At 43.0% G+C, this 14,835-nt stretch carries 12 protein-coding genes; 7 read left to right on the forward strand and 5 right to left on the reverse strand.

The features are described from left to right. Window positions 1-268: hypothetical protein (locus tag DBR11_RS29510; RefSeq protein ID WP_158275230.1), on the forward strand; the 268-nt coding region annotated here is incomplete at its 5' end. A 44-nt stretch (window positions 269-312) separates the two neighbouring features. Then, window positions 313-870, forward strand: a complete 558-nt coding sequence (locus DBR11_RS06870) for a hypothetical protein (protein ID WP_108550922.1) — start codon at window positions 313-315, stop codon at window positions 868-870. A gap of 20 nt (window positions 871-890) precedes the next feature. Here the strand turns inward: DBR11_RS06870 and DBR11_RS06875 are convergent, their stop codons facing one another. Together DBR11_RS06875 and DBR11_RS06880 are read right to left on the reverse strand one after the other, a co-directional pair. Continuing rightward, window positions 891-1,568 carry a hypothetical protein gene (locus tag DBR11_RS06875; protein WP_108550924.1) on the reverse strand — a complete coding sequence of 226 codons (678 nt, stop codon included), beginning with the start codon at window positions 1,566-1,568 and terminating at the stop codon, window positions 891-893. Between the two features lie 9 nt (window positions 1,569-1,577). Further along, entirely contained in the window at window positions 1,578-2,963 is a 1,386-nt protein-coding gene (locus tag DBR11_RS06880) for a S41 family peptidase (protein ID WP_233260676.1), read from the reverse strand. A 148-nt stretch (window positions 2,964-3,111) separates the two neighbouring features. Here DBR11_RS06880 and DBR11_RS06885 point away from each other — a divergent pair, with 148 nt between their 5' ends. Continuing rightward, entirely contained in the window at window positions 3,112-3,690 is a 579-nt protein-coding gene (locus DBR11_RS06885; protein WP_108550944.1) for a Crp/Fnr family transcriptional regulator, read from the forward strand. A gap of 90 nt (window positions 3,691-3,780) precedes the next feature. Continuing rightward, window positions 3,781-4,191 carry a VOC family protein gene (locus tag DBR11_RS06890; protein ID WP_108550929.1) on the forward strand — a complete coding sequence of 137 codons (411 nt, stop codon included), beginning with the start codon at window positions 3,781-3,783 and terminating at the stop codon, window positions 4,189-4,191. Window positions 4,192-4,411: 220 nt separating this feature from the next. Here the strand turns inward: DBR11_RS06890 and DBR11_RS06895 are convergent, their stop codons facing one another. The 3 genes from DBR11_RS06895 to DBR11_RS06905 are packed head-to-tail and all read right to left on the reverse strand — an operon-like array spanning window position 4,412 to window position 11,296. Next, window positions 4,412-6,529 (reverse strand): hypothetical protein, encoded by a 2,118-nt coding sequence (locus tag DBR11_RS06895; protein WP_108550931.1) that lies wholly within the window; start codon window positions 6,527-6,529, stop codon window positions 4,412-4,414. A 21-nt stretch (window positions 6,530-6,550) separates the two neighbouring features. Continuing rightward, window positions 6,551-8,176 carry a RagB/SusD family nutrient uptake outer membrane protein gene (locus tag DBR11_RS06900; RefSeq protein WP_108550933.1) on the reverse strand — a complete coding sequence of 542 codons (1,626 nt, stop codon included), beginning with the start codon at window positions 8,174-8,176 and terminating at the stop codon, window positions 6,551-6,553. 9 nt (window positions 8,177-8,185) lie between these two features. Next, a complete protein-coding gene (locus DBR11_RS06905) occupies window positions 8,186-11,296 on the reverse strand; it encodes a TonB-dependent receptor (RefSeq protein WP_108550936.1) in 3,111 nt (1,036 codons plus the stop codon). 216 nt (window positions 11,297-11,512) lie between these two features. Here DBR11_RS06905 and DBR11_RS06910 point away from each other — a divergent pair, with 216 nt between their 5' ends. The 3 genes from DBR11_RS06910 (at window position 11,513) to DBR11_RS06920 (ending at window position 14,156) form a co-directional block, all read left to right on the forward strand. Then, the gene (locus DBR11_RS06910) at window positions 11,513-12,409 is read left to right on the forward strand and encodes an AraC family transcriptional regulator (RefSeq protein WP_108550938.1); all 897 of its coding nucleotides are present in this window, start codon (window positions 11,513-11,515) and stop codon (window positions 12,407-12,409) included. Next, window positions 12,399-13,229 carry a sugar phosphate isomerase/epimerase gene (locus DBR11_RS06915; protein ID WP_108550940.1) on the forward strand — a complete coding sequence of 277 codons (831 nt, stop codon included), beginning with the start codon at window positions 12,399-12,401 and terminating at the stop codon, window positions 13,227-13,229. The genes DBR11_RS06910 and DBR11_RS06915 overlap by 11 nt, the downstream gene beginning before the upstream one ends. A 111-nt stretch (window positions 13,230-13,340) precedes the next feature. After that, window positions 13,341-14,156, forward strand: a complete 816-nt coding sequence (locus DBR11_RS06920) for a phytanoyl-CoA dioxygenase family protein (RefSeq protein WP_108550942.1) — start codon at window positions 13,341-13,343, stop codon at window positions 14,154-14,156. The last annotated feature ends 679 nt before the right edge of the window (window positions 14,157-14,835 follow it).

The raw sequence follows: 14,835 nt of genomic DNA on the forward strand, positions 1-14,835 counted from the left end.
TGTTTTGCCCCGGGATGCAAGCTTCCCGATAGACAGCCTTTTTCAAACTATTGAAAAAGAATTACGGTCTGGTAAAAAGGTAATTATCGCATTGCAGCTGGAGGCGGGCTGGCCTATTTTTGTCGTTCATAAACAAACTCCGAATGGAGAATTTGTTTCATACAGCAAACTTGGAAGCCATACATTAATCATTAGAAATACAAAAGAAATTGTGAAAAGGTCCAACGGTACGGAGATAATGACTTACAGCACTTCGCCTGGTTTGTAGCGAGCTTTCTTTATTGTTCTTAATCATCAAAAATAATTCAAATTATGAAAAAGATACTTTTTAGTTCGATCGTACTCCTATCCACATCTTTTATTTTTCAATTGAAGGCTCAAGCTCAAAAGATCGATAGTTGTGATTTTTTTGAAACTGTCGTAAATAACCACGATCAGCTTTTTCAATTGTCTTGCATTCCATCTGCTGTCGAAATGGTACTAAAGTACTATAAAGTCGTAGATCTCGATTTTTACGACTTACAAAATAAATGGAAAAACAAAAATGATGGTTCCTTTCGTGACTTTGACAATAAAGAATTATACGGCATCACTTTCTCTCAAAAATTTGTTTTGCCCCGGGATGCAAGCTTCCCGATAGACAGCCTTTTTCAAACTATTGAAAAAGAATTGAGGTCTAAGAAAAAAGTTATCATTTCACTTCCTGCGGACAGGGGCTGGCATATGTTTGTCATCTGCAAACAAACTCCAGACGGAGACTTTGTTTCCTATAGCAAACTTGGAAGCCATACTTTGATACTTAGAAACACAAAAGAAATCGTAAAAAAGTCTAATGGCACGGAGATTATGACTTACAGCATTCGTCCTTGATCACAATTGATCGGAATGCATCATGCTTTGCGGTCTGAATGACGATTTTGTATGGCTTCCATTAATGCATTATAGCAAATCTGTTGCTCCTGGGCAGATAACAATAAGATGATCTTATGGGTTTCATTTGACGTTCGCGCCGTGATAACGCCGCCGCCAAATGGGTTTCGATAGGATCCCACTTCCAGAATATCCCGGAGCGCAACGGATGCCGTATTTTCTGAAAGAATAGTTCCACCTCTTATTCCACTCCTAAGGTAGCGTACCTGATGATTATCCAGCTCAAACTGCACTTTTTTGTAGCCGTCTTTTAGTATGAAGTAGCCCCAAATAAACATAGCAATGGCCAATACTGGTGCTAAGAATGTTATTGTGGCCATCTTATCCCAATGTTTATAAAAACCGGATGGCAATTCCTGATATAAAATAACAAAACCACGCATGCAGAGGTAAAAACCCAAGGCAAAAAGCACTCCAAAAAACAGGTACCGCCAGAAAGCGATATAGGCCACTAATGTGCCGTCAGGTTTTCGCTCCAGGTTACCACTACGACCAGAAATACCAGGACTGATCTCTACGGGACGCTTTACCTTTTTGTTGATCAGGTAGATGATAAAAACAAGTATGGCCGTTACTGTAAAGGTGATGATGATCCGCTCAAGGGGCGGCAGACGTTCGTAAGATTCCCAAAGATTCATAGGCGTTATTTATTTTTCAGCATAATGTTTGGCCTCTTCAATCCAATTTTGTTGAGCATTTAGAGCTTTATCAGGCTTTATGCCAATGTTATCTATTGCCAAGCCATGATCGATTCTTCGACTTCTGGAAGTAGCCCAATAAAGCATGTAAGGCATACAGCTAAAATCTGCCCCTCTTATATTGGCATAATCCAGTACGCCTTTAGTGTGCTCGCCCATCAAAACTACTTTACTACTTTGTTTAGCTAAGAGAAGAAATTCTTCAGTTGTGCTTCCACAGTTTCTATTCATCAAAATAATGATTTTTTTCGGGTAAGATTTAACGCTGTCTAAAATGATGTTTTGGTCCTCAGCGAAGGATACCCTTTTCCCTTTATTTTGTTCCATTTTATGAACAACATCATTTATAAATATCTTCTGATCAGGAGGTATACCATTGGTTGTCGCTATCGCACTCCATCCTGCAATATTGTCATCGGTAGCTAACACATCGGCACCAATGAGTTTAAGTGGTTTTGTATAAAGATAGGGTGTAATTGACCGGTAAGAAAAATCTGCACCACCCCCATTATTCCTTAGATCAAGAATCAGGTTGGGCATTGTACTTAAGTTGAATTGATTTGCGCTAATTAGCGAATCTATGTTTCTGGCATTTGTCTGATTAAATGTGCCAATCTTCAAGTATAAGGTTTTTGTTGAAAGTACCTGGCTGGCAACAGTTGCACCAGAAACAAATTCTGTAGGAGCTGGCTTGCTCCCTTCTCGTCTGAATGCGCCTAAAGCATCATCTTTGATCGGTAAGGATACGTTTTCAGGGATATAGTATTTATCGTACAGGATACCTTTAAGGGAATCTTTTCCGCTTTTAAGTTCTAATATGACCTGACCAGGTACCCATTTACCTGATTTGGATGAAATAACGATACCAGCATAATCCCGAAAGGAGTTTCTATTTTTAATGACAGCGATTTTAGCAGTAGAATCTCCATTGTCATAAATCCCGGTAATTCCCTTTGAGCTTTTAAGAGCCGCCAACTCCGTTACGGATAAATTAACCCGCTCAATTCCCTGAATTCGTTTGTCTAGCCAAACCTTTTCTTTCTCTCCCGAAATTCTATTACGGCCCACTTGAATATGCCCGTCTTTAAAAAAACCTAACCACTCGTTGATCAGGGAAACACAGTAAGCAGGTTTAATTATAAATTTTGATCTTTCAAGCGCCGTCTTTGTATGTTTATAATAAGTGGCCTGTGTTTTAGTGTTTACTTTATCTTTAAACCCAGCGTAATTTTTTTCAATTTTATCTTTTACGTAACTGAATTCCAGAGTACAGTTACAGGTCTGTCCTGAAGAATAATAAGAAATTGAAAAGATGAGCATGAGAATTAGTAGCATTGATTTCATCGGTGATACGGCATATGAGTTATAATTTACGTATTTAAAGTAATCAATTAAATCCGCTTTATTTATCCTTGAAGGTAACTATTAATCAGGGAATGTGGTAAAGGCTGGGGAGTTGAAAAAATTGACGATCTTTAACCTAATGAGCTACGATGTTTTCTTCCAAAAAATAAAAACGTACACGGAACTCTCGCCTGAGGCTGAGGCCGCCTGGGCGGCTTTGCTCCGCGAAAACTCTTATCACAAGGGCGATTATTTTGTTACTGAAGGCCAGACACCTAAAAAGGTGGCCTTCATTGTTAATGGCTTAATGTATCAATACTACGCCGCCGGAAACGGCGACATGGTGGTTAAATATTTCTTCCCGGAGAACCGGATTGCCGGTTCTATGACCGCAACGCTTACACAATCGCCGAGTAATTTTACCATAAAAGCCCTGGAGGATACCCAGGTACTCGAATATAATTTCCTGGAATTTAAAAAACTGGTGAGCATTTATCCTGATATCTCCGCTTTTTATACCCGCTATATCGAGCAGCATTGGATCATCGAAAAGGAGCCTTATGAAGTATCGCTCCGGTATGAATCAGCGAAAACCAATTACGATAAGTTTCTCCGCAATTATCCGGGTTTGGTGAAAAGGTTAAAGAAACAACATATTGCTGCCTATCTGGGCATTACCCCTACGCAGCTCAGCCGGATATTTTTTGCGAATAAGTGAAGATTTTTTGGTTTTCTCAACATATGTAAATTTTTTTCGAAAAGGCTTACCTCAACTTTGTGTATCAATAAACACAAAAAAAATTAAATCATGGCAACTAAAATTTTCATCAACCTGCCTGTTAAAGATCTGGAACGGTCAAAGGCATTTTTCAACGGACTTGGCTACAGCTTCAATCCACAATTTACAGACGATAATGCGGCCTGCATGGTTATCAGCGAGCATATTTATGTGATGATGCTGGTAGAAAGCTATTTTAAAACCTTCACCAAAAAAGAGATCAGTGATGCGCACCAGGCCACTGAGGTATTGCTGGCGCTTGATGCGGAATCGCGTGAGGAAGTGCAGCAGACGATAGCAAAAGCAACTGAACTTGGGGGTTCCGTTTATGCTGAACCGCAAGACCACAGCTGGATGTACCAGCATAGCTTTGCAGACCCAGACGGACATCAATGGGAAATTGTGTATATGGATGCAGCGAATATGCCGAATTGTGGTTAAGACCGAATCTGGTTGGACTAAAAGCAAAAGGCCACTCTACCTGGAGTGGCCTTTTTTCATTTCCATTATTTGACAATCTGCTATTTTACGATGTTATACCTATTGCTTTTAAATGGCGCGGCCGGTATACCGCTGCCGATCATATATCCGTCTGATAAATTGAAGGTATTTTCATAAAAAATGCAACTATTAAAAAATCGGGAATCACTAAAATCTACGATCAGGGCGCTTTTTTAAAACCCTCCCATTTAACCACCCAGGAACCATCTTTCGGCCAACCGGGTTCAGGGTTATTTTTATCTCCATCCCAACCGGCAGTCATAAAGGCGATCGCATATAACAAGCCACCGTTTGTGGGGATGTAGGGAAATGGATTACCTCCGCCAACAAAGCCATGCTTGTCAAATCCGAATTTTTTTGAAGGGTGTAAAAGCATATCGACAGCCTGTTCCTTATGCCCAAGGCGGGCAGCAGTCATGGCCATCATTGGAAAGTCCCATCCCCAGCCGGTATCATATTTCCAAACCGCCTGGATTTTTTGATAGGTTTTTTCCATGATCTGCCGGTCTGCCCCATTACCGGGCAGCACCCCAAATATTCCGGCCATGGCGGGATGCTCAAAATTGAATTTGGTCCACATGTTATCCACACCTTCCCATTGCTCGTAAAGACTGTCTTTTACAGGTATCGGTGCTAAATTTTTAAGCACTTTTTCCCATTCTGGCTTTGGCAGCAGTTTCAGTTTCTTTTTCCATTGCTGTGCGGTTTGCAGGCCATAACGCCAGTAAGCCAATTCAAAGGCTGGGTTCTGTGTGCTTAGCCCCTCATTATTTTCCGGAACTGCTTTTATAGGCGGGCCTAAAACATATTGTTTGCGGGCCGTATCCAAAAAGGCATAGGAAGCTAAAAAATCTGCTGTTTTTTCAATGATCTTATCCCATTTTTTTAGCGTTTGCAAACCAGGATGTGCCCTATAATCAAGTTCGGCAAAAAAGATGGGATGTGGCTGTTGCCAGATCAACCATGCATGTATGTTATCCGGCCATTCCCTGCCGTCTGGCCCGGTGCATTTTGGCCATCTGGCTCCGGCATAGCCTTGCAATTCTGCCCGCTTAAGCGACGAGGCCAGGTTGTCTGAATAGACATGAAGGCTTTTATTCAATAGCGGCCACCGGTCCCACAGTGCGTAATGGGCGGCGTGCCACCAATACATTTCATAATGAAAACGGCCATACCAACTGTTGTTCACCAGGCCGGTTTCCTGTGGTGGAAAATTTCCTGCGGCGTTAATGGCCATTACATATTCAGAGAGTATGATTCGCCGTTCCAGTTCAAACCAGCGTGGATCTTTACTTTGAGACAGATCTATGGCTGCGCCGCTTTTCCAGAATGCCGGCCAGTGCTGAGCGCTTTTGGCTTTGATTTCAGCAAAGGACGGTAAGTTATAGCCCGTTTTATCCGGGGAAAAAGCAAAGACATATTCTATGCTCCTGTCTTTTTTACCGGGATAAAATGAATATCTGTGCGCGCTTTGTTTTTTCATGCTTCCACTCCCCGACCACTTACAGGCGACCTGATAAGTAGTGCTATCCAGGTGCCGGTCAAAGATGACCGAGTTGATGTTTTTTAACCGGATGCTGGTTTGATGCAACAGGGGCTTTTTATAATCTGAACCATTACTGAAATAGTCTAAACTTGCATAAGGAAAGTCCAGAAAGACCCCTAACCTGCCTTTGGGTATTAAATCAGATTCTATTTTGAAACTTAAAATATCCTTTGCCGGATCACAGATGGTGGTTACCTTCACTTTTTGTCCTTCTACCGTGAAATTGCTCTCCGCGATACCGGTCCATAGATCCAGATATTGAACCGGATGTTGCAGGTCATCTGGCTGCGCCGTACTTCCATCCTCTTTTTTTAAGATCAGCCCGATCCTTCCCAGGTTAAACCGGTGTGGGTTGCTGGAGAGCCATTGGGTCAGTTCAGCCTGATGGGGATCTGGCAGGTCATATCCCACCATCCGGCCATGGGTGTTGACAAATGTTTGTTTGAAGTCTGAGGGCTTCATGCCTTTTGGCGGTGGCGTACTGTGCCAGCTCCACTGTGACATCGTGGTGAATTGGTCATTAAAGGTTTGCATACCGGTGATGTCAAACCCGTAGGCAAAATTACCATTCCCAACCTGCGTTGGGCCAGCTTCACTAACATCGGTAAGCCGGAGGTTGTGGCGCTGGACCAGTTTCTTACGGTCAATGGTGCCGGGTTTCTGTTCCTGTCCGAAGGCTTGAATAAGCAGAAAGCCTAGAAATATAGTACCCAAGAAAAACTTTATTCTCATATAAATTACTTTTAGAATGCATTAATATCCTTTGTTTTGCACGATCGAACCCTGGCTTTTGTCTACTTCAGCGCGTGGGAACGGCATTAAATATTGCATGGCCAGGAACTTACGTTCAATCACCTTACTCATCGTATACGTTTTTGAACCATCAGACGCTTTCTGAATGTTCATGCCCCATAGGGGTTGATTCTCTGTTGCTTCTGCAATTTTCCAGCGGCGAATGTCGAAAAACCGGTGTTCCTCAAAAGCCAGTTCAATGCGGCGCTCATTTTGGATCCTCGCGCGGAGTTTCTCACCGGTGTCATTTACTGCCGGCATATGAACACTGGCTCGGCTCCGCACTACATTTAAATATTGTTTTGCGGTGGCCTCATCTCCCAATTCAAATTTAGCTTCGGCATAATTTAACAAAATCTCAGCGTATCTGAAGAATATCCAGGGATTTGTTGGCTTAACGGTTGAACCGGATGGCGGAATGTTTTCCATCAGGAACTTTTTATAATAATAAGAGGTTAAGGATGCATTGAATCCGGAATTGGTTTCGGGCGAATCTTTTCCGCCATGAAAGGACTCGGTAACACGTCCTGCCCACAGGCTGCCGTCATGAAGAATAGACGCGTCGAACCGGGGATCGCGCCCGGCATATGGATGGGTAGCATCATAGCCTGAGGAAGGGTTTAAGACTAGGCTGCCGTCGGCTTGCTGGGTATAAGGCTGAAGACCTGTGGCAGCCATTTCATAGGCATTTACCAGGTTTTGACTTGGGTTTTGAGAACCCCAGCCGTCAGAACCATTTCTGCCCTGTTCCAGGTTAAAATTAGTGTTGTTGGCCTGAGAAAAATAGCGCGCAAAAATAATTTCTTTGTTATCTGTAGTAAAAGTACTTTGATAGTCTGGATTGAGCTGATAACCGGAATTGAGCAAGGCCAAAGCTGCTTCGGCTGCCGCCTGCCACTTTGTATTGTCATGCGAAGGGTTGTTTTGTAAGCTGGCGGCATAGAGGAGCACCCTTGATTTTAGCGCCTTGCAGGCGTTTGCCGATGCCTCACCTTTGGTGCCGTCCGGCTGATCTGCCGGCAATGTCTGAGCGGCATTATCGAGTTCTGCTACAATAAACTTCACACAGTCCTCATAGGATGACATCTGTACCTTAAAATTATCGTGCAAGTCAAAAACATTCTGAATAAGCGGTACGCTTCCGTATCGCCAAACCAGGTTAGCATATAAGTAGGCTCTTAAAAAACGCATTTCGCTCTTTACGCCATTTTTAAACGCAGCTTCGCCCGGTGCTCCGTCAATTTTTGAAAAGAAAATATTGATGTTACGGATATTGGTGTAAGCAAAATTAAAATAATTGATCTTTGCAGATAGGCCACTCACATTATCGGCGGTCAGTTCTCCCCGCTGAACGACCTGGAAATTGCCATATCCGTGAATATTGAAGCCCTCGTCGCATGCCGCTGCCAGCAAATCTTGCTGAAAGCCGTGTTGCAGCACGTTGTAAGTAGAATTAACATATAATCGAATCAGGTTCGTATCGCTCCAGGTATCTGCTTCGGAGAGCTTATCCAAGGGCTTCAATTCCAACTTATTGCAGGATGCATTTAACATCAGAAGTAAGAATAAATAATATATCTTTTTCATGTCTTTAATTTAAAAAGTAACATTTACACCAAAATTGAGCACCCTTTGAGGTGGGTAATACCAGTAATCAGATGTTTCGGGATCAAATCCTAACTTTTTCATATGGTCGTAGATAATCAGCAGGTTACTGCCACTGGCAAAGATTCTGGCTTTTTTCATTTTGATTTTGTTGACCAGTGCTTGTGGCAGGTTGTATCCTAGTTCAACATTTCTGAGTTTTAGAAACCCGGCATCTAATAACCATTGTGTAGAATTGTTCGTGTTGTTATTGAACAGGTCATAAGAGGCCCGTGGCATGGTTGCATTTGTATTTTGAGGCGTCCAGCGGTCATCAGCTCGCCATTGTAAAAAATTACCGAGTGCGTAACTCATCACAGGGAAATATCCCCCGAAATATTGCTTTGCATTTGCCTGCCCCTGTAATAGGAAGGAAAGATCGAACGACTTATAGCTAAAGTTTGCGCTAAATCCGAAGGTGATTTCCGGGACATTGGTTTGATTGATGCGTATCTGATCCCGGGAGTCAATCTTGCCATCGTTATTGACATCTTCATATTTGATGTCTCCTGGCCTGGCATTTAGATAATGGGGATAGGCATCAACTGCTGCCTGATCCTTAAAAATCCCGATGGCATTGTAGTATAGGCCGGCACCAATTGGTCTGCCGGTGGCCAGCTGATAGGCTTCTGCGGCGGGCTGTTCGTCGCTAAATATGACCTTATTTCTGGCAAAGGCGATATTTCCGGAAAGATTGTATTTGAAATCGTGGTCGTTATTGGTGTGGGAGAGCACCAGTTCAAAGCCTTTGTTGTCTACAATACCTACGTTTTCATCGGGAAGGATAAGGCCTGTATACCCGGGTATAACCGCAGAGCGCTTTGTTAAAATATCGGATCTTCTGGTTTTGAAAACGTCGAATGTGATGCCTAATTTACCTTTCCAGAAGGATGCATCCAGGCCAATATTGGCGGTTTTGGCTTTCTCCCAGGTAATGTTCGGATTAGGCACCCCGGTTTGAACAAGTCCGGTCACGTCATTATTTCCAATAACATAGTTACTGCCGTATCCATAGGTTTGCAGGTATTGGAAAGAATTGACCAGGTCATTACCCATAACGCCATAGGAGGCACGTATCTTAAGGTCGTCTATAAAAGTCATTTTCTTCATAAATTCCTCTTCCGATATTCTCCAGCCGACCGATCCGCCCGGAAAATTTCCCCAGCGTTTATCGGCACGGAAATTTGGGGAGCCATCCCGACGGAAAGTAAATTCTGCCAGGTATTTTCCGGCATAGTCATAGGTGAAGCGGCTGAAATAATTTTGCCTGGCCGTATGCGACTCTGAGCCGTCATTGCCCTGCTTGCTCTTATCACTGCTCCCGGCAAAAATTTCCGGTAAGGAGGTGGAAGCAAAATCGCTTCGGTAAGCGGCAATAAAATTACTTCTGGTATCCTGCTGCTCGAATCCGGCCATAGCGGTAAGGTTATGGTTGCCGATCTTTTTTGCATAATTAAGACGCGCGGTGGCGTAGAGCAGTGATCCAAAAGTTGCACGGTCCAGCAGGTCTGGCTTGTCTGCCCCGAATCCGGAACGTGCTTTTGTATACGCACCTTTATCGTCTTTGTAATAGACGTAGGTGGGTAATTGCCAGGTTTTATAGGAGGTGAAATTGGGGTCGTAACTTATCGTGCCATTCGCCGACAATCCCTTAACCCAGGGCAGGTCCCACTGAGCGGTCAATGAAGTTTGCAGGGTGGTTATTTTATTGCTCTGATAGCCATTGCCGTCGCTCACGAAATTGAGTATATTGTCGTTTGCGCGGTTTGGGGTAATATAATCTGTACCCGGCCAGTAGGGAACCCAATTGGGCTGATAAAGATAGATATGGCTGTTTATTTCATTAAAACTGCGCCATGGGGAATGGTTGTTATCAAACCTTGCTGCGATATTCATTCCGATTTTAAAATTGTCGGTTACTTTGACATCTATATTGGATCGCAGGTTATACTGTTGGTATTTCGTCGTTCCGGTTTTGTATTGTCCGTCCTGGCTCGCCTCTCCAACGGATATGCGGTAGGTGGTCCCGTTTGTTCCTCCGGCAACGGAGATATCGGTTCTGTGTTGGGGAGTGAAGTCTTTGGTTATAAACTTATACCAGTCAAAGTTCCGGTGGTCGTCGTCGGCATTGTTTTTGAATTTTTGCAGATCATCAGGCGTATATCTTGCCGGCCGGCCTTCACCTTGCTCAATTTCGTTATAAACATTAAAGAAAGTATAGGAGTCGGCCATTATGGGGTTACGTGTTGGTCCGGAAAAGCCTTGATTATAAGACAAATTGATTTCTGGAGCGGTATTTAAACTGCCGCGTTTGGTGGTCACGAGTATCACTCCGTTTGCTGCCCGAGCACCATAAATGGCAGCCGAAGCGTCTTTTAGGACCGTGATGCTTTCAATATCGTTTGGATTGATCTGGCCTAAGCCGCTTCGTTCTACTCCGTCTATGATCACTAAGGCACTCGAATTTCCGGTGGTACTCCGCCCTCGGATGCTAATGCTGGGGTCGTCCTGACCGGGGGCTCCTGTACGGTTGTTGATAATGACGCCGGGCAGGCGTCCCGCCAGCGAATTGGCTACGTTTATAGAGGGGCTCTTTACAATTTCGGCGCCTTTAACAACGGCAACCGATCCGGTCAGTGTTGCTTTTTTTTGTGTGCCATAACCTACAACCACGACTTCATTGAGGCTTCCGGGGCTGGCGATAAGCACTATATTGATCACGCGGCTGGCACCAACAGTGACTTCTTTGGTCTGATAGCCGATGAAAGAAAAAACCAGCGTTGCTGCTTCATCCGGCACCTGCAGAGTATAGTTTCCTTCTGCATTGGTAGAAACGGCCAGGTTAGTGCCTTTTACTTTTACAGTTACACCAAGTAGGCGTTGTCCTTTTTCGTCAGTAACATTACCTCTGATTTCTGTTAAAAAATTAACCGGTTTAATGGTTGCCGGATAGTTGGCGGCAGGTGTATTGGGAGCGGCTGTGACCACCCCGAACAGGGTTCCACCCGAAAGCAAGACCATTGTGGCACCTCGGGTGCATTTGCGTAAAAATTTTTTGTCCATACTTTAAGAATTTGGTTGGTTGATATTCAGTTCTGGTTAATTTGGTTTACGCCGTTACAGCGCACTTCAGAATTCAAAAGTATAGTACAGGAGTGTTGTGGCATTTATACGAAAGTGGCGATTATTTGACCTTTTTGATATTTAAACTATATTATCAATACTTATGATTAATTTGTATTTAATAACTGAATACAATTGATCTTCATCTGGTTAACAATGATAAATTACCGAAAATATTTAAATGTGAATGACCAGGACAAAAAGTGGAATTTTTGCATTAATACCATTGGGTCGGCTTCTGTGAGCCCGAACAAGGATTATCCAAATAACCGCGCGCATCCGGTGGATCATTTACTAACATGGGATAAAGGCCGTATATTGAATGGCTACTACATTGTCTTTATTAGTCGCGGGGAAGGTGTACTGGAAACTGCCCGAACCGAATCTGCTACAATAAAAGCAGGCACCTGTTTTTTCTTATTTCCTGGTGTCTGGCATCGTTACAAACCTAACGCCCGGAGCGGCTGGGAGGAATATTGGGTTGGGTTTAATGGAAATTTTCCTGCAGGTTTAGTCAACAGCGGGATCCTTAACCCCGACAATCCTTTTGTTGAAGTTGGGCTCAATGAGGATTTGCTGTCCTTGTTTCATCTGCTCATTAAAACGGTGTCTTCAGTGGAACCTGGCTATCAGCAAATCGCTACCGGTATTACCTTGCAGATGCTGGGTATTATTCATGCCGCATCAAAATATCGTTCATTGTCTATTACAAGCGAATCCAGACTTATGTCAAAGGCCAAATTTATGTTACAGGAAAACATTGACCGACCGGTAAACATGGAGGAATTTGTAAAAGAACTTCCTATGGGTTATTCAAAATTTCGAAAATTATTTAAAAATGAGTGTGGAATATCGCCAAATCAATATCTTCTCAATCTTCGTTTAGACAAAGCAAAAGAAATGATGATCACTACAAATTTGTCGGTCAACGAGATTGCCGATCAGACGGGTTTTGATTCTATATTTTACTTTTCAAGGGTTTTCAAAAAGAAAATGGGCTTATCACCGAGAAACTTTCGGGAAAACCAATCCTCTGTTTCGGGTGCAAATTAAGATTTTAAGTCCGCTGTGGGGGTATGAAAATTTACCGATTCATTTATTTCTCGATCGGGTAAAGGATGCTGGATATGATGGTTTGGATACCTGGATCCCCGAAAATTACGATGATAAAAAAAAGTTATTTGATTATGTGCAGCATTATGGAATGACGCTTGTTGTCCATCAATACCGGGCGCAAGGTAGCACGTTCAAGGCGTTCAAAGCCTCTTTTTTGAAAAATCTTCATGAATGTGCTGAACCAGATCCTGTGCTTATCAATTCGCATACTGGTCGTGACTGGTTTAGCCTGAAGCAACAACTCGAGTTGATCGACGTCGCGCAGGATTTCTCGGAAAAAACCGGCATAACGGTGGTGCATGAAACTCATCGCGGACGATTGGGTTTTGCCCCGCAGCTTGCAAATGAGCTCTTCGAAAGGCGTGAAGATTATAAGATCACGGCAGACCTTTCCCACTGGACTTGTGTAACAGAAAGTATGCTTGAAAACTTTGAACAAATTGTTGAACAGGCAATTCGGCGCACCAGACATGTCCATGCGCGGATTGGCCATGAAAACGGCCCGCAGGTACCTGATCCAAGAGCTCCGGAATGGTCTTATGCTCTGGATATTTTTCTTGGTTGGTGGGACAGAATTGTGGCGCTAAACCTGCAGCTTGGACATGCTCAGTTGACTTTCACTACGGAGTTCGGTCCGCCGCCTTATATGCCGACCATTCCATTCGTTAACACCCCTGTAGCGGACCAGTTTGAAATTAATTGTTACATCAAAAACTTGTTAAAAGATAGGTATGCGTTCCTGCCAGACCAGGTTTGATCAGGCTGGTTTAATCTTTTTATCAAAAAACACCAATAAATGTCGGTTTTGGTAAAGTGCAGAAAGACTGCTATTATTTAGGTTTGCTAAAACTAACATTACAACTAGCAAATGAATACACATATCAGCAAGGAACAGATTAATTTTTATCAAACCAATGGATTTATTGTGATCGATGATTTTCTCACATCAGAGGAATTGGAGATTTGGAAGGAGGCGGTAACCGAAGCTATGGCGGAACGCAAGGGTCAAAAAATGCCTGGGAAGGATATTGGTATTGCGGAAAGTGACGGCATAAACAATGATGCTGAATACCATAGTAAGGTATTTGATCAAATGATCAATCTCTGGCAAACCAATCAAAAGGTAAAAAGCATTATGCTGGATGAAAGAATTGGCCGTATGGCTGCAACCTTGGCTCAGGTGGGGGGAATAAGGATCTGGCACGACCAAGCCTTGTTTAAAAGACCTTGGGCCAATCCTACTTCATGGCATCTGGATACGCCTTTCTGGTCATTTACCGACAGAAATGCGCTTTCCATCTGGGTTGCGCTTGACGATGCAACGCTTGAAAACGGGTGCCTCTTTTTTATACCTGGATCGCATTTGGAAACTGGCTTTGAAAACCCAGGCATTGGAAAAAATATGGACGCGGTATTTAATATTTATCCGTCAATGGGTCTGCGTTCTGCAGTAGCGGCCCCAATGAAAGCAGGAAGTTGTTCGTTTCATAATGGTTTAACGATACATGGTGCTCATGCCAATATGACGCCTGCATCACGCCGTGCAATGACCTGCGCCTACATGCCCGATGGTAACATTTATAATGGCACGGAAAACATTTTGCCTCAGCAATACTTGAAAGATATTAGGTTGGGTGATGCTTTAGATAGCGATGAACAAAACCCTTTGATTTATACGCAGTAGTTTTTTTAAGCCAGGCAAGGAGTTTGGTCACTATCGGAGAATAGGGTGGCCTTTGTATTAAAATTATCTTGAAAACTTATATATTTAGGCCTAATTAACCAGGGTCAGGATAAAAGTGGAACTATGCTCACTCGAATTATAAACCAAGTTTTGTGTGGCCACCATAATTAGAATGCAAAGTCAACTTAGAAAGAAATTATTTTCTGCAGGTATTTTGACGGCCTGCATCATATGCTTCACCCTTTTGCAGGGGTATTGGGCTTTATGGCCATACAGTGACGGGATATCATCGAGTTGTATGGAATGCAGCTTTTTTGGAGATTTGTTTTCTGCTTCAGCACTGCCTCTTGTGGCAACAGGACTTCTGCATTTAATTTATTGGCGGTTAAAACCCAGGCTTATCTTGAAGACTATTTTTTGTGTGGTTACACTGATGCTTTGCTGGTACGCCATTGATACTACCATTTTTGATGAAAGAGAGGCTTCCTGGAGTACTTACGATTCTATTTGGTACGTTGGAATACTAGTCTGTATTTTACAGACTAGTATTTTTGGGCTCCTTTTCGGTGTAGTTTATTATTTTTTAGGTAGGCGACTTAATTAACTGCGTAAAAGATGTAGTTATACAGTTTATAAACGACTGCACAAATAATTAAACCTGCGAAAGGCAATATTAAAT

The sequence above is a fragment of the Pedobacter sp. HMWF019 genome (assembly GCF_003061025.1).
Taxonomy (GTDB): Bacteria; Bacteroidota; Bacteroidia; order Sphingobacteriales; family Sphingobacteriaceae; genus Pedobacter.